The organism is Paracoccus tegillarcae, assembly GCF_002847305.1.
Classification (GTDB): Bacteria; Pseudomonadota; Alphaproteobacteria; order Rhodobacterales; family Rhodobacteraceae; genus Paracoccus; species Paracoccus tegillarcae.
The window spans coordinates 2,424,837-2,439,710 of sequence record NZ_CP025408.1 but is presented as its reverse complement, the minus strand read 5'-3'; the positions used below and the strand labels follow the sequence as shown (position 1 = coordinate 2,439,710).

14 protein-coding genes and 1 tRNA gene are annotated in these 14,874 nt (G+C 61.3%); 10 read left to right on the top strand and 5 right to left on the bottom strand.

Annotated elements, in window-relative coordinates:
• Positions 1-261: 261 nt before the first annotated feature.
• Entirely contained in the window at positions 262-1,179 is a 918-nt protein-coding gene (locus CUV01_RS11920; RefSeq protein ID WP_157994841.1) for a Hint domain-containing protein, read from the top strand.
• 133 nt (positions 1,180-1,312) lie between these two features.
• Here CUV01_RS11920 and glnA read toward each other — a convergent pair whose 3' ends face one another.
• Together glnA and CUV01_RS11910 are read right to left on the bottom strand one after the other, a co-directional pair.
• A complete protein-coding gene (gene glnA / locus CUV01_RS11915) occupies positions 1,313-2,719 on the bottom strand; it encodes a type I glutamate--ammonia ligase (RefSeq protein WP_198731815.1) in 1,407 nt (468 codons plus the stop codon).
• A gap of 68 nt (positions 2,720-2,787) precedes the next feature.
• Positions 2,788-3,126: a P-II family nitrogen regulator gene (locus tag CUV01_RS11910; protein ID WP_101462053.1), complete on the bottom strand. Its 339-nt coding sequence runs from the start codon at positions 3,124-3,126 to the stop codon at positions 2,788-2,790.
• 163 nt (positions 3,127-3,289) lie between these two features.
• On the opposite strand from CUV01_RS11910, the gene CUV01_RS11905 reads away from it, so the two are divergent.
• The 3 genes from CUV01_RS11905 (at position 3,290) to tig (ending at position 6,665) form a co-directional block, all read left to right on the top strand.
• A complete protein-coding gene (locus CUV01_RS11905) occupies positions 3,290-4,927 on the top strand; it encodes an NAD(P)H-hydrate dehydratase (protein ID WP_101460668.1) in 1,638 nt (545 codons plus the stop codon).
• 297 nt (positions 4,928-5,224) lie between these two features.
• Positions 5,225-5,309, top strand: a tRNA-Leu gene (locus CUV01_RS11900).
• A gap of 21 nt (positions 5,310-5,330) precedes the next feature.
• Entirely contained in the window at positions 5,331-6,665 is a 1,335-nt protein-coding gene (gene tig, locus CUV01_RS11895; protein WP_101460667.1) for a trigger factor, read from the top strand.
• 207 nt (positions 6,666-6,872) lie between these two features.
• On the opposite strand, the gene CUV01_RS11890 is transcribed toward tig, so the two are convergent.
• Both CUV01_RS11890 and CUV01_RS11885 read right to left on the bottom strand, forming a co-directional pair.
• Positions 6,873-7,988 carry a YihY/virulence factor BrkB family protein gene (locus tag CUV01_RS11890; RefSeq protein WP_101460666.1) on the bottom strand — a complete coding sequence of 372 codons (1,116 nt, stop codon included), beginning with the start codon at positions 7,986-7,988 and terminating at the stop codon, positions 6,873-6,875.
• 18 nt (positions 7,989-8,006) lie between these two features.
• On the bottom strand, positions 8,007-8,714 hold the full coding sequence (locus CUV01_RS11885; RefSeq protein WP_101460665.1) for a hypothetical protein: 708 nt from the start codon (positions 8,712-8,714) through the stop codon (positions 8,007-8,009).
• A 126-nt stretch (positions 8,715-8,840) separates the two neighbouring features.
• On the opposite strand from CUV01_RS11885, the gene purB reads away from it, so the two are divergent.
• The 4 genes from purB (at position 8,841) to gap (ending at position 12,581) form a co-directional block, all read left to right on the top strand.
• A complete protein-coding gene (gene purB, locus CUV01_RS11880) occupies positions 8,841-10,157 on the top strand; it encodes an adenylosuccinate lyase (protein ID WP_101460664.1) in 1,317 nt (438 codons plus the stop codon).
• A gap of 74 nt (positions 10,158-10,231) precedes the next feature.
• The gene (locus CUV01_RS11875) at positions 10,232-11,254 is read left to right on the top strand and encodes a FliG C-terminal domain-containing protein (protein ID WP_232962205.1); all 1,023 of its coding nucleotides are present in this window, start codon (positions 10,232-10,234) and stop codon (positions 11,252-11,254) included.
• Between the two features lie 57 nt (positions 11,255-11,311).
• On the top strand, positions 11,312-11,455 hold the full coding sequence (locus CUV01_RS19925) for a hypothetical protein (RefSeq protein ID WP_198731814.1): 144 nt from the start codon (positions 11,312-11,314) through the stop codon (positions 11,453-11,455).
• A 124-nt stretch (positions 11,456-11,579) separates the two neighbouring features.
• Complete coding sequence (gap, locus tag CUV01_RS11870) at positions 11,580-12,581, top strand: type I glyceraldehyde-3-phosphate dehydrogenase (RefSeq protein ID WP_101460662.1); 1,002 nt, start codon at positions 11,580-11,582, stop codon at positions 12,579-12,581.
• A gap of 81 nt (positions 12,582-12,662) precedes the next feature.
• Here gap and CUV01_RS11865 read toward each other — a convergent pair whose 3' ends face one another.
• Positions 12,663-12,980: an antibiotic ABC transporter gene (locus tag CUV01_RS11865; protein ID WP_232962204.1), complete on the bottom strand. Its 318-nt coding sequence runs from the start codon at positions 12,978-12,980 to the stop codon at positions 12,663-12,665.
• A gap of 123 nt (positions 12,981-13,103) precedes the next feature.
• Between CUV01_RS11865 and pyrC the strand changes: the two genes are divergently transcribed.
• Together pyrC and CUV01_RS11855 are read left to right on the top strand one after the other, a co-directional pair.
• Positions 13,104-14,147, top strand: a complete 1,044-nt coding sequence (pyrC, locus tag CUV01_RS11860) for a dihydroorotase (protein ID WP_101460661.1) — start codon at positions 13,104-13,106, stop codon at positions 14,145-14,147.
• A complete protein-coding gene (locus CUV01_RS11855; protein ID WP_101460660.1) occupies positions 14,144-14,815 on the top strand; it encodes an orotate phosphoribosyltransferase in 672 nt (223 codons plus the stop codon). The genes pyrC and CUV01_RS11855 overlap by 4 nt, the downstream gene beginning before the upstream one ends.
• Positions 14,816-14,874: the final 59 nt, after the last annotated feature.

The following is a 14,874-nucleotide window of genomic DNA, read 5'->3' as shown; positions in this document are numbered from 1 at the left end:
GTTTTTTGCATTCATGGCAGTAACTTATCGCGGCATCTGCATGCATCTGGATATCGGGACCTGTTCCCCACAAAACGGAAAAGCCCCATTTCTGAACAAATTAGTATTGTTTTATAGTGCTTAACGCGCTAACGCGGCACTCACAAAAGCAGATGCCCTTACCGAAACTCTCGAGCGAGCGATGCAATGCCAACGACATTTTCAGATCAGTTCTGGTCGATCGACGCGTCTGACCCACCTGCCCCTGGCACAGCATTGCCCGTGTCGCGTTTCAATATAACGGATCAGAACGACAACGGTTTGATCAATCGTTTCAGCGGCGATGCGATCGACGGGGTGGACATCGGCGCATCCTATCCCGGCGACACCATAACCGTCACCCTGGAAGGCGGCGGGCAGCAGACGTTTACCGGCACGACCTTTTATCTGGCAGATGGGCGTACCGTATTTACGCCGACAGACGGTTCGACTCTGCCGCAGAACGCGACATTTCTGAGTTCGACCGCCTCTCCCACAGAAGCCGGGATAACCACCGCCGCCTTCGGTCCCCCCTGCTTTACCATGGGCACCATGGTCGCAACGCCTGAGGGCAAGGTCGCCATCGAGCACCTGGCAGCGGGCGATGACGTTCTGGTCGAGGCCGATGGCACAATGGTCGCGCGCAGCATCCGTTGGGCTGGGCGCCGCAACTATGGCGCGGCTGCGCTGCAGCGCGAACCCAGACTGCGCCCGGTGCGTATCCTGGCGGGCGCTTTGGGCGACGGCCTGCCGCAGCAGGATCTGCTGGTATCGCGCCAGCATCGGGTGCTGGTAAAATCCAAGATTGCGCAGCGGATGTTTGGCGCGCCCGAAGTGCTGGTGGCCGCCATTCGTCTGACCGAGCTGCCGGGCATCTTCGTCGATGATGAGGTGAGCGAGGTCACCTATCTGCATCTGCTGTTCGACCAGCACGAGATCATCGTCGCAGAGGGCGTTTCGACCGAAAGCCTCTATACCGGCCCCGAGGCGTTGCGGGCGATCGGCCGCGAGGCCAGGGCCGAGATCCTGATGATCTTTCCCGAACTGGCCCGGCTGGACTATCAGCCCCAGCCCGCGCGCCATATCCCGCATCTGCGCCAGCAGAAAAAGCTGATCGAACGCCACGCAAAGAACAACCGCACCCTGCAGGGCGTCGCCTGAGGCCACGCAAGGCGGACGGGGAATCATCTGCTTTCGGTCAGGTTGAACGGCCGGCACCGCAGAGATTTCGAAAACACCAGGAACGAAAAAGGGGCGCCCGAAAGCGCCCCTCTTTTTTGATCCGATCCGCTGATCAGACCGAGTAATACATCATGTATTCGACCGGGTGAGGCGTGTGCTCATAGGCGTAGACCTCTTCCCATTTCAGGGCCATGTAGCCTTCCAGCTGATCGCGGGTAAAGACGTCGCCCTGCAGCAGGAAGTCCATGTCTTTTTCCAGCTCTTCCAGCGCCTCGCGCAAGGAACCGCAAACGGTCGGGATCTCTGCCAGCTCTTCGGGCGGCAGATCGTAGAGATCCTTGTCCGATGCCGGGCCCGGATCGATCTTGTTCTTGATGCCGTCCAGACCGGCCATCAGCAATGCGGCAAAGCACAGATAGGGGTTCGCCGCCGGATCGGGGAAACGGGCCTCGACGCGCTTGGCCTTGGGCGATTCGGTCCACGGGATACGCACGCAGCCCGAACGGTTCCGCGCCGAATAGGCCCGCAGAACTGGGGCCTCAAAGCCGGGGATCAGGCGCTTGTAGCTGTTGGTCGACGGGTTGGTCAGCGCATTCAGCGCCTTGGCATGCTTCAGAATGCCGCCGATGAACCACAGGGCCTCTTGCGACAGATCAGCGTATTTGTCGCCCGCAAAGACCGGCTTGCCGTCTTTCCAGATCGACATGTTCACATGCATCCCCGAGCCGTTATCACCCTTCATCGGCTTGGGCATGAAGGTCGCCGACTTGCCGTATGCATGGGCCACGTTGTGGATGACATACTTGTATTTCTGCTGATTGTCGGCCTGCTCGACCAGCGTGCCAAAGATCATGCCCAGCTCGTGCTGCGCGCTGGCAACCTCGTGGTGGTGCTTGTCGACCTTCATGCCGATGCGCTTCATCGTCGACAGCATTTCGCCGCGGATATCCTGCGCCGCATCGATCGGGTTTACCGGGAAATAGCCGCCCTTGTGGCCGGCGCGGTGTCCCTGGTTGCCCATCTCGAATTCCGCGTCGGTGTTCCAGGCCGCGTCAGCCGCGTCGATCTGAAACGCGACCTTTTGCGGGGTGACCGAATAGCGAACATCGTCGAACAGAAAGAACTCGGCCTCGGGGCCCCAATAGGAAACGTCACCGATGCCGGTGGATTTCAGATAGGCCTCGGCCTTGACGGCCGTGCCGCGAGGATCGCGGGCATAGGGTTCGCCAGTGTCAGGCTCGACCACATTGCAATGCACGCACAGCGTCTTTTCGGCGTAGAACGGGTCGATATAGGCGCTGGCGGGATCGGGGATCAGCTTCATGTCTGATTGGTCGATCGATTTCCAGCCCGCGATGGACGAGCCATCGAACATGAACCCTTCTTCGAAGAACTCTTCGCTGATTTCATCGATGATCAGCGTGACATGCTGCAATTTGCCTTTGGGGTCGGTAAAGCGAACGTCGACATATTCGACCTCTTCCGACTTCAGCAACTCCATGACGTCTTTGACTTTCATCACTTCCCTTTCTTCATAGCCCGGCCCGGAACAAAGCCCGGGCCGCCAATTCAATTGTTTCCGGCGTTTTAAACGGCCTCGTCGCCGGTCTCACCTGTACGAATACGGATCGCCTGCTCGACCGGCGAAACAAAGATTTTCCCGTCGCCGATCTTTTCAGTCCGGGCGGCGCTGACGATGGCGTCAACGGCGGCTTCGACCTGATCGTCGGGCAGCACCATTTCGATTTTCACCTTGGGCAGAAAATCGACAACATATTCCGCGCCGCGATACAGCTCGGTATGGCCCTTCTGACGGCCAAAGCCTTTGACCTCGGTCACTGAAAGCCCCTGCACGCCGGCCTCTTGCAAAGCCTCTTTCACATCGTCCAGCTTGAACGGCTTGATGATCGCCTCGACCTTCTTCATCGCAATTGATCCTTCCTGCATTCTCACGCGGCTTGCCTGCAGCCTGATTGGCGGGTTTGATGCGCCGGGTAAAGCGAAGCCATGGCGAGAAGGCAGAGGAAATCGCCCCGCCGCGATAGCTGACCAAAAAACGCGCAGTGTGCACAAACTTTAGGCAAACAAGATGCTGACCGGCACTGAAATCCTGACCACAGCCCAAATGCGCGCCATCGAATCCGCGGCGATGGCCAGCGGCGAGGTCACCGGCCTGCAACTGATGGAACGTGCAGGCACGGCGGTTGCCGGACAGATTCGCCTGCGCTGGCCGAAACCGGGGCGTGTCACCGTGCTTTGCGGGCCGGGAAACAATGGCGGCGACGGCTATGTCATCGCGCGCCTGCTGCACCACGCGGGCTGGCAGGTCCGCGTGCTGGGCATGGATAACAGCCCGGGCGCGGATGCGGCCGAGGTGAAGCGGCAATGGGCCAAGATCGGCCCGATCCTGCCGCTGACCGAGGCCGAGTTGCGCCGCCGCGGCGAAAGCAGCGATGTCTATGTCGATGCGATCTTCGGCACTGGCCTGACGCGAGCACCGCAGGAAGACATTGCTTCAATCCTGTTGCATATGGGCGGCTGGGGCGGCGATTGGGCCTATTACCGGCCAAGGATCGTATCTGTGGATTGTCCCAGCGGGCTGTGCCTCGATAGCGGGTTTTTCCTTGGCCAATCGCGCGTCGCAGGCGACTTAGAGCTTCGCGCGGTGATGACGGTTGCCTTCGACAGCCCAAAGCCCGGCCATCTGCTGGGGCTTGGGCCGGATTGCTGCGGCCGTCTGGTTATCGCGGATATCGGCCTTGCGCATTGGCGCGTCACCCAAAGGCGCGAGATTGCAGATGGCAAAGCCCTCGAGGTCCAGCGACCCGCTGCCCTCACCGCGGACTGGCCAATCTTCGACATTCCCGACAATCGACGCTTCGCCTTGGCCGGCAAGAAACAGGCCGAATGGCTTACCAAACGACATGCCACGTCGGATCACAAATTCGGCCACGGGCACGCGCTTGTTCTGGCGGGGGGCATCGCACGGGGCGGCGCGGCGCGGCTGGCTGCGCGCGCGGCGCTGAGGGTCGGGGCCGGTCTGGTCACTCTTGCCCCGCCGCGATCGGCAATGATCGACCATGGCGGCCCGCCCGATGCGCTGATGCGGCGGGGGATCGACGACGCCGCCACGCTGGATGATCTATTGACGGATGGACGGATCACCGCGCTCTGCATCGGCCCCGGCTGCGGCATCGACCGCGCTACGGCTTTGCTGCCATCGCTTCTGAAGTCGAAACGCCCGGCGGTTCTGGACGCCGATGCGCTCAGCGCACTGGCCGAGATCGGGCTGACTGATTTGCATCAGGGCTGCGTGCTGACGCCGCATCTGGGCGAATTCGCGCGATTGTTTCCCGATCTGACCGAAAGGCTTGGGGAAAAGCCAAGAACCGGCCCGGCCTATTCCAAGCTCGACGCCGCCCGCGAGGCCGCCGCGCGCAGCGGTGCGGTCGTTCTGCTGAAAGGCCCCGATACCGTCATCGCGGCACCCGATGGCCGCGCCATCATCCACTCCGCCTTTGACGTTCCGTGGCTCGCCACCGCAGGTTCCGGCGATGTGCTGGCCGGGCTGATCACCGGCCTGCTGGCACGCGGCCTGCCCCCGCTCGACGCCGCCGCGACCGGCGCATGGCTGCATGCCGCCGCCGCCCGCCGCTTTGGCCCCGGTCTGATCGCCGATGATCTGCCCGAACAGATTCCCGCTGTCTTCCGCGATCTGCGGGCGTGATCGGGGTTTTCGTTGCCGATGACCCATACCCAGCGCGCGCAGCCTGTGTACAGGTTGTGTACGCCCTGTGCACGCGCTGTGTACGGGCTGTGCGGCGCCAAACCCAGTGTTTGCTGGGTCTGATCCCTTCACGCCGACGTGCATGTTGCGCGCCCCGCGCCCGCAACGCCCGGTGGCGTTGCGTCTGCCGCCTGGCTGAGACGGGCCGACGCAAGAATCCCCTCGCACCCGCTGGCAGGCTTTGCTAAGAGGGCGCGAATTCTCGTGGCGGGCCAACGGTCCGCCCGTTTGACATATGCGGGTGTGGCGAAATTGGTAGACGCACCAGATTTAGGTTCTGGCGCCGCAAGGCGTGGGGGTTCAAGTCCCTCCACCCGCACCAAAGATTGATGAAGGGAAGACGATGCAGGTCAAGGAAACCCAGAACGAAGGTCTTGCGCGCGGCTATCAGATCACGCTGACCGGCGATGAATTGGCCAGCAAGGTCGACGGCAAGCTGAAAGAGGCCCAGCCCGAAGTCGAGATGAAGGGCTTTCGCAAGGGCAAGGTGCCGATGGCACTGCTGAAGAAACAGTTCGGCCAGCGCCTGATGGGCGAAGCCATGCAGGAATCCATCGACGGTGCGCTGAGCGAGCATCTGCAGACATCGGGCGACCGCCCTGCGACCCAGCCCAAGATCGAGATGGAAAATGGCGAAAACTGGAAAGAGGGCGACGATGTCGTCGTCAACGTCCAGTACGAAGCCCTGCCCGAGATCCCGGAACTGGATCTGTCGAAGATCAAGCTTGAGCGTCTGAAAGTGAAAGCCGGCGACGAGCAGATCACCGAGGCGCTGACCAACCTGGCAAAGAACGCCCAGAATTTCGACGACCGCAAGAAGGGCTCGAAAGCCAAGGATGGCGATCAGATCGTGATCGACTTCAAGGGCATGGTTGATGGCGAGGCCTTTGAAGGCGGCGCCGCCGAGGACTATCCGCTGGTTCTGGGCTCGGGCAGCTTCATTCCCGGTTTCGAGGAACAGCTGGTCGGCGTGAAAGCCGGTGACGAGGTCAAGGTCGAGGTGAAATTCCCCGAAGAATACGGCGCGCCGCATCTGGCCGGCAAGGACGCCATTTTCGAGACCACCGTCAAGGCCGTGAAAGCCCCGAAAGAGGCCGAGATCGACGACGAACTGGCCAAGAAATTCGGCGCTGACGATCTGGACGGCCTGAAGGCACAGATCAGCGAGCGCCTCGAGGCCGAGTATGCCGGCGCGTCGCGCGCGGTGATGAAGCGTGCTCTGCTGGATCAATTGGACGGTCTGGTCAGCTTTGATCTGCCCCAATCGCTGGTCGATGCCGAGGCAGGCCAGATCGCGCACCAGCTGTGGCACGAGGAAAACCCTGACGTTCAGGACCACAACCACGATTCGATCGAAGCGACGGACGAGCACAAGAAACTGGCAGAACGCCGCGTGCGTCTGGGTCTGCTCTTGGCCGATATCGGGCAAAAGGCAGAAGTCAGCGTCAGCGATCAGGAAATGACGCAGGCCGTGATGACCGCCGCGCGCCAGTATCCGGGCCAGGAACGTGCGTTCTTTGAATTCGTCCAGCAGAACCAGCAGGCTCAGCAGCAGCTGCGTGCGCCCATCTTTGAAGACAAGGTTGTCGATCACATCGCCGAAGGCGCGAAGGTCGAGGACAAGGAAGTCTCGAAAGAGGATCTGGAAAAGGCTGTCGAGGCGCTGGACGAGCTGTAAGCTCACGCCCCGGAAAGACAACAGGCCTCGCCATCTTGGCGGGGCCTTTTTCTTTTCTGCGTCAAGGCGTTGACGGGCAATGATACGGGCAGGCTGCCAGTAACCTACAGCTTAGCGGCCCCGATCCTGCGAAGGTTCGGCTGGTGCCACCAGCGGCGCGCCAAGGGCGGCTGGACCGGTGGACGGCCGCGAGACCGCCAACCCGCGTCAGGCCAGTTCTTTCGAGCCATCCTCGTCGGCTTCGGGATCGCCGGGCACCGGGATCTCGTTTTCGATCTTGATCTGGCGTTCGACCTCGGAATTGATCTCTGCGCCGACAATGACCACCATCGATGCGATCCAAAGCCACATCATCAGACCGATCACCGCACCAAGCGAGCCATAGGTCTGGTTGTAATTGGCAATATTCGATGCGTACCAGGAAAACAGCAACGAGGCGAGGCCCAGCCCTACGGCGGCAAATATCGCACCCGGCGAGATCCAGTGCCAGCGCGCGCTGCGGCGACTTGGACCATAGCGGTAGAATACCGCCAGCGCGAACAGCACCGCCGTAAAGATGATCGGCCAACGCAACCAGGACACCACTCTGGTCGAATACTGATCCAGCGGCAGATAGCTGAAGACCGCAGGCAGCAGGGCGATCAGGCTGAACATCGACACGACCAGCAACGCGCCCCCCACGGTAAAGCACATGGCCAGCAGGTTCAGCCGCAGGAAGCCGCGCTTTTCCTTTTGAAACCAGGCGATATTCATCGCCGAAATCATCGCCTTGGTGCCCCCATTGGCCGAATAGAAGGCAACCAGCAGACCCAACACAGAGGCAAATGACAGCGCCGCCTGCGGGGCAGATGTGATCGCCGTGGTCTGATCCAGAATGATGTTCAGCGCCCCGGTTGGAACAAAGCGGCTGAGCATCTCGAAATTGTCGATGATCTTCTGCGGATCGGCAAAAAGGCCATAGATCGAGATAAAGGCCGTCAGCGCCGGGAACATCGCCAGCAGCGCATAAAAGGTAACGCCGGCTGCAACAGCCGGCACCCGGTCTTCACCGATCTGGGTCGAGGCTCGCTTGGCGATGGACAGCCAATCACGCCCGTCCAATTGCGCGGGCGTTTTGGCCGCGTCGGGCGGGCCGACCTGCTCTGGCTCTGGCAGGGGCTGACTGAAGTCCAGCCCGGCCTTGCGGCGTCGCCAGCTTTGCAGACGATCGGCCCGCGAGGTCTTGCGCGGGCCGATGTTGAATTTTTGGCGAGTCTGATCGTCCAACTCGCCAAAAAACGCGTCGAGGACCGAATCGGTGGTGGTTGCTTTCGGCTCAGTCATCCCTGTCTCAGCGCCGGATCAAAGCCGATGCGTGCGGTCGTCGCGGTCCGGTGACCGGCCCTCGTCGGAATTTCGGTCGCGGTCTGGCTGGCGCTCTTGCGGGCGATCCAGAAAGCCGCGCACCGCGTCGGCCGCATCCGAAAATTCACGCATGATGCCGCCGGCCTGCCCGGCCACCTGGCGAAAGCCCGCCATAGCGCCGGTCAGCGACCCCACCAGCCCGTTCAGGCTGCCTGAAAGGTTGCTGGCTTGATCGGTCATGTCGCGGGCAAAGTTCTGGCGCGGGGTAACACGTTCACGCGCAGCCATCGCACGCATTCTGGAGACCCGGTTGCGTTCGCGCTGCGCACGATCTCGGTCGCGGCGGCGAATGCTTTTGCGTTCTTTTTCATCCAGATCGGCGAAACGCGGGGCCAGCGGCTGCTGCTGATGCCGTGTCAATGCGCCACCGCTATCGTCGCCGGATATGGCGTCGGTCAGTTTGCGCGCCGCCAGCACGGCCGCCGCGGTCGTGGCAGCGGCCAGAACGCCCGCGCCACCCCAGAACAGCAGCTTGTTGGTCAGCGAGCCATCGCGGCTCTGCGTGCCCTCATAGGGCCCGGGCTCTGATGGCGGGATACGCGAGGAAAGCATCGGACGATGCTTGTAGGACGCGTGGCTCTGGCGTTCCTGGCCATAGCGATTGGCGTTCAGTCGATGATATTGCGGATCGTTGTCAGTCGGCATGGCGCACCTTGCAGATAGGGTTGTCCCCTCAACCCATCAGCGCGGCGGAATGTTCCGTCTGCTGCAAAATCTTGCTCCTCGGCGGCTCTGCCGTTATGCCCGCGCCAAGCCAGAAGGAGCTCACTGATGATCCCCCGCTATGCCCGCCCCGAAATGACCGCAATCTGGTCGCCCGAGACCAAGTTCCGCATCTGGTACGAGATCGAGGCTCATGCCTGCGACGCGCAGGCCAAGCTGGGGGTGATCCCTGCCGAAAGCGCGGCTGCGGTGTGGAAGGCAAAGGACGTTGAATTCGACGTCGCCCGGATTGACGAGATCGAGGCTGTCACCAAGCATGACGTGATCGCCTTTCTGACCCATCTGGCCGAGATCATCGGCAGCGACGAAGCCCGCTTTGTGCACCAGGGCATGACCAGCTCTGACGTGCTGGACACGACGCTGAATGTGCAACTGGTGCGCGCCGCCGATATTCTGCTGGCCGATCTGGACAAGGTTCTGGCCGCGCTGAAACGCCGCGCCCATGAGCACAAGGACACCGTTCGCATCGGGCGCAGCCACGGCATCCATGCCGAGCCGACGACGCTTGGCCTGACATTCGCGCGGTTCTATGCGGAAATGGATCGCAACCGGAACCGACTGGAAAAGGCCCGTTGGGAAATCGCAACCGGCGCGGTTTCCGGCGCTGTCGGCACCTTCGCGAATATCGACCCGGCGGTCGAAGAGCATGTCTGTGCCGAGATGGGCCTGCGTCCCGAGCCGATTTCGACGCAGGTGATCCCGCGCGACCGCCATGCGATGTTCTTTGCCACGCTCGGCGTCATCGCCTCGTCGGTCGAAAACGTCGCCCTCGAGATCCGTCACATGCAGCGCACCGAGGTGCTGGAGGCCGAGGAATTCTTCAGCCCCGGCCAAAAAGGGTCCAGCGCCATGCCGCACAAGCGTAATCCGGTCCTGACCGAGAACCTGACCGGGCTTGCCCGTCTGGTCCGCATGACGGTGGTGCCGGCCATGGAGAACGTGGCGCTGTGGCATGAGCGCGATATCTCGCATTCGTCGGTCGAACGCGGCATCGCGCCTGACGCGACCATCACGCTGGATTTCGCGCTGAACCGGCTGGCAGGTGTGATCGACAAACTGGTCGTCTATCCCGAAACCATGCTGGCAAATATGAACAAGTTTAGGGGTCTGGTCATGAGCCAGCGCGTCCTTCTTGCGCTGACCCAGGCCGGTGTATCGCGCGAGGATGCTTACCGGTTGGTGCAGCGAAACGCCATGAAAGTCTGGGAAGAAGGCAAGGATTTCAAGGAAGAATTGCTGAGCGACGCAGAGGTAACGTCGGCGCTGAGCCCGGCCGAGATCGAGGAAAAGTTCGATCTGGGCTATCATACCAAACATGTCGACACGATCTTTTCGCGGGTATTCGATTCAACTGCGGAGAAATAAACCCCGCATGAGCTAACCCAACATTAGGAAAGTTCTGGCAATGTTCCCGTGAACGATTGATCGGGGAAATGCGTATGATCAGCCTCACGGCCCTAACCTCGCGGCAAAAGGCAGCTGTCATCGTCAAGCTGTTGCTGGACGGACAAGAGGAACTGCCACTATCGGCTCTGGATGGTGATGCGCAGGAATTGCTGACGCAGGAAATGGCGGCAATGCAGCTGATCGACCGCACGACCCGGGATGCGGTGATCACCGAATTCTGCGATTCTCTGGAACGTATCGGGGTGACCTTTCCGGGCGATCTGGATGCGACGCTGGATATCCTGGGCCAGCAGCTGTCCGACGACACCACCGACCGCCTGCGCCGCGTTGCCGCGCTGAGCGGTCGGGGCGATCCATGGGATCGAATCGGCGCGCTTGCAGCAGAAAAACTGGTCGCACTTGCCAATAGCGAGGCCGTGGAGGTCGCGGCATTGATGCTGTCGAAACTGCCGGTCAGCAAGGCATCAGAGGTGTTCGGCAAACTGCCCCGCGACCGCGCGCGCTCCATCGCGCTGGCCATGTCGTTGACGGGCGACATCACCCGTCAGACCCTGCATCGGATCGGTCTGGTCCTGCTGCAGGCGGCCGACGCCCTGCCCCGCCCCGCCATTGAAACACCAGCGGTCGAACGGGTCGGCGCGATCCTGAATTTTGCCACCGCAGAGCTGCGCGATGCAGTTCTGGAAGGGCTGGATCAGCAGGATGCGCTGTTCGCAGGGGGCGTCCGCAAGGCGATCTTTACCTTCCGCCATATCCCCGCGCGGATCGAACCGCGCGACATTCCGCGCATCGTTCGCGATGTCGACAGTGACCTGCTGGTGCGCGCACTTGCCGGCGCAACGGACCTCTATGGTGAGGCGGTTGAGTTTATCCTGACCAACCTGCCACAACGCATGTCCGACAACCTTCGCGGCGAGATAGAGAGCATTGGCAAGGTTCGCCCGCGCGATGCCGAGGACGCCATGTCAGAGGTGGTGACCACGATCCGGTTGCTGGTCGACACCGGCGAACTGAGTTTTGTCGTGATCGAGGATGAAGAAGAGCAGATCGCCTGATCAACCCACCAGTCCAAGGCTTGCGATCCGCCGCGCTTCTGGCCTAGCAGAGACAGAATGACAAACCGCATTGCCCTTGTCCTCGCCCTGATGATCGTCGCACTGCTCTTGGCGGATCACTACCTGTTGCATTGGGGGATACCGCTTTTTCTGGCGCAGCAATTTACGGCGCTGGTCGAATGGCTCAGTTTTTGGCGATAGGTCTGTCGCGGCCACCTCTTGCGCCGTCTGGACTGGGCTGAACCGAATGCAGCGGTCGACGCATTTGCATCGCCTCCCGATCGGCGCTAAGTGAGGCCAAACTTATCTGGGCGGAGTATCCAAAATGGCAGTCAAGGTAGCGATCAACGGTTTCGGGCGGATCGGGCGCAATGTGCTTCGCGCCATCATCGAATCTGGCCGGACCGATATCGAGGTCATCGCGATCAACGATCTGGGCCCGGTCGAGACCAACGCCCACCTGATCCGCTTTGACAGCGTGCATGGGCGGTTCCCCGGCACGGTCACCGTCGACGGCGATTCGATCGACGTGGGCCGCGGCCCGATAAAGGTCACCGCGATCCGCAACCCGGCTGAACTGCCCTGGGGCGATGTCGATGTGGTCATGGAATGCACCGGCATCTTCACCGACAAGGAAAAAGCCAAGGTGCATCTGGAAAACGGTTCCAGCCGCGTCCTGGTTTCGGCCCCCTCGAAGGGCGCTGACAAGACCATCGTTTACGGCGTCAACAGCGACACGCTGACCAAGGACGACCTGATCGTCTCGAATGCCAGCTGCACCACGAACTGCCTGTCGCCGGTCGCAAAGGTCCTGAACGATGCCATCGGCATCAAGAAGGGCTTCATGACCACCATCCACAGCTATACCGGCGACCAGCCCACGCTTGATACCATGCACAAGGACCTGTACCGGGGCCGCGCTGCCGCTGTATCGATGATCCCGACCTCGACCGGCGCCGCCAAGGCCGTGGGCCTGGTCCTGCCGGAACTGAACGGTAAGCTGGACGGCGTGGCCATCCGGGTACCTACACCCAACGTCTCGGTCGTCGATCTGGTTTTCGAGGCCGATCGCGATACCAGCGTGGAAGAGGTCAACAAGGCGATCAGGGCTGCCGCCGATGGTCCGCTGAAGGGCATTCTGGGCTATACCGACCAGCCCAATGTCTCGATCGACTTCAACCATGACCCGCATTCGTCGATCTTCCACATGGATCAAACCAAGGTGATGGACGGCAATATGGTCCGTATCCTGACCTGGTACGACAATGAATGGGGCTTTTCGAACCGCATGTCGGATACCGCCGTTGCGATGGGCAAGCTGATCTGAGGAAAAGGCGCAGCCCCCGGCAGGGGGCTTCCGAATTGAAACGGGCCGCAGCTTTAACTGCGGCCCGTTTTCACTTTGAGATCAACGTCTTTTGGACAGGCGCCTTGAGTTTGCGCCGGTCCGCTTTGAATAGGGACTCAGCGCCGCCGACATCACCTTGTCGACCGAATCTCCGCGCGTCACGGAACGAACGCTCGCCTGTAGCGATTCCTGCGCCGCATCCATCTTTTCGGTAATCATCCGCATGTTTTCATTGGGTGCGTGAGCCGCCAGCCCCATCATCCCAGCCATCCGCATTCCGATCACGACCTGCGATTCGAAGCCAAGTCGAACCATCTGTGCCCAGAGAGACAGCGGCATCCCTGAATCAGGCATGAAACCGTTGGTATTTGACATCATTCATTACTCCTGCCCCTCCCTTTTTTACAATTCTGCATATTCCAAGATCGAGATACAACCAGCACTTTTGGGCAACCCGGTTCTTGCTTGGCATTTGGTCCTGCAACGCGCTACAGGCAAGGCATGACCCGACAAATCACCCTACGTCGTCCCGATGATTGGCACCTGCATCTGCGCGATGGCGCAATGCTGGGCGCCGTTGCGCCGCATTCCGCCGGTTTCGGCCGTGCGATCATCATGCCCAATCTGGTGCCGCCTGTTGTCACAGGGGCACAGGCAGCGGCCTATCGCGACCGTATTCTGGCCGCCTTGCCAGAGGGCGCCGCAATGCAGCCGCAGATGACGCTGTATCTGACCGACACCACGGATCCGGCCGATGTCATCTCCGCGCATCGAGACGGGATCATCCGCGCGGTCAAACTGTATCCTGCCGGCGCCACCACCAACAGCGCCAGCGGGGTGACGGATTTTGACCTCGTGCGCCCGGTGCTCGAGGCCATGGCCGAGGCCGGAATTCCCATGTGCGTGCACGGCGAGGTGACGGATCCGCAGGTCGACATCTTTGACCGCGAGGCCGTCTTTATCGATCGCGTGCTGGACCCGATCCGCCGCAAGACGCCCGGTTTGCGCGTTGTCATGGAACACATCACCACCAGCGAGGGCGTGGCCTATGCGCGCTTGGGCGGCGATGATCTGGGCGCGACGATCACCACGCATCATCTGGTGATCAACCGCAATGCGATCCTGTCAGGCGGCATCCGGCCGCACTACTACTGCCTGCCTGTGGCCAAGCGCGAATCGCACCGTCTGGCGCTGCGCGACGCGGCGACCAGCGGTGAGGGCCGGTTCTTTCTGGGCACCGACAGCGCGCCCCATCCTGACAGCGCCAAGCTGCAACCTTGCGGCTGCGCCGGCTGCTATACTGCGCCAAACACCATGTCGATCCTGGCTCAGGTTTTCGAGGACGATGGGGCGCTGGACCGGCTGGAAGCGTTTACCAGCCTGTACGGCGCCGCCTTTTACGGCCTGCCCGCGAATGAGGACCGTATCACCCTGACGCGCCGTGACGACCCGGCTGAATATCCGGCGCAGATCACGGCAGGCGATGAGACGGTCACCGTCTTCGACCCCGGTTTCCCGCTCTATTGGCATCAGGAGAACGCATGAGCCTGCCCTACCCCTCGCGCGACGAAATCGCCCGCCTCACCGCGCGCATGCTGCTGGAAATCAAGGCCGTCGATTTCAACGCGGCTGAGCCCTTTACCTATGCATCGGGCCTCAAGGGGCCAACCTATGTCGATTGCCGGCGCATCATCAGCTTTCCGCGTGTGCGCCAGACGCTGATGGATTTCCTGGCCGCAACCGTCATGCGCGACGCCGGGTTCGAGGCCTTCGACAATGTCGCGGGTGGCGAAACTGCAGGCATCCCGTTTGGCGCGCTGGTGGCTGAACGGCTTGGCCTGCCGATGACCTATGTGCGCAAAAAGCCAAAGGGTTATGGCCGCAATGCGCGGATCGAAGGTGTGATGACCGAGGGCCAGCGGGTGTTGCTGGTCGAGGATCTCACCACCGATGGGGGCAGCAAGCTGAGCTTTGTCGATGCCATCCGAGAAACCGGCGCGGAATGCGCGCATACGGCGGTCATCTTTTACTACGGCATCTTTCCCGAGACGGTTCAGAAACTGTCCGATCACGGCGTCACACTGCACCATCTGTGCACCTGGTGGGACGTCCTGGCCGAGGCGCGTCAACAGAAATCCTTCGACGACAAGACGCTGCGCGAGGTGGAAATCTTTCTGACCAACCCACGCAGATGGCAGGACGCGAACGGCTAAGTCGCAGCCCGCGAAACTTATCCACAGGATATCCAGATAGACCCGGCCATATCCGATAT

What these genes read in the sequence shown, in the direction of transcription:
- glnA (WP_198731815.1), bottom strand. Translation starts at nt 2,719, where the DNA reads ATGAAAGTCAAAGACGTCATGGAGTTGCTGAAGTCGGAAGAGGTCGAA.
- CUV01_RS11910 (WP_101462053.1), bottom strand. Translation starts at nt 3,126, where the DNA reads ATGAAGAAGGTCGAGGCGATCATCAAGCCGTTCAAGCTGGACGATGTG.
- CUV01_RS11905 (WP_101460668.1), top strand. Translation starts at nt 3,290, where the DNA reads ATGCTGACCGGCACTGAAATCCTGACCACAGCCCAAATGCGCGCCATC.
- tig (WP_101460667.1), top strand. Translation starts at nt 5,331, where the DNA reads ATGCAGGTCAAGGAAACCCAGAACGAAGGTCTTGCGCGCGGCTATCAG.
- CUV01_RS11890 (WP_101460666.1), bottom strand. Translation starts at nt 7,988, where the DNA reads ATGACTGAGCCGAAAGCAACCACCACCGATTCGGTCCTCGACGCGTTT.
- CUV01_RS11885 (WP_101460665.1), bottom strand. Translation starts at nt 8,714, where the DNA reads ATGCCGACTGACAACGATCCGCAATATCATCGACTGAACGCCAATCGC.
- purB (WP_101460664.1), top strand. Translation starts at nt 8,841, where the DNA reads ATGATCCCCCGCTATGCCCGCCCCGAAATGACCGCAATCTGGTCGCCC.
- CUV01_RS11875 (WP_232962205.1), top strand. Translation starts at nt 10,232, where the DNA reads ATGATCAGCCTCACGGCCCTAACCTCGCGGCAAAAGGCAGCTGTCATC.
- CUV01_RS19925 (WP_198731814.1), top strand. Translation starts at nt 11,312, where the DNA reads ATGACAAACCGCATTGCCCTTGTCCTCGCCCTGATGATCGTCGCACTG.
- gap (WP_101460662.1), top strand. Translation starts at nt 11,580, where the DNA reads ATGGCAGTCAAGGTAGCGATCAACGGTTTCGGGCGGATCGGGCGCAAT.
- CUV01_RS11865 (WP_232962204.1), bottom strand. Translation starts at nt 12,980, where the DNA reads ATGATGTCAAATACCAACGGTTTCATGCCTGATTCAGGGATGCCGCTG.
- pyrC (WP_101460661.1), top strand. Translation starts at nt 13,104, where the DNA reads ATGACCCGACAAATCACCCTACGTCGTCCCGATGATTGGCACCTGCAT.
- CUV01_RS11855 (WP_101460660.1), top strand. Translation starts at nt 14,144, where the DNA reads ATGAGCCTGCCCTACCCCTCGCGCGACGAAATCGCCCGCCTCACCGCG.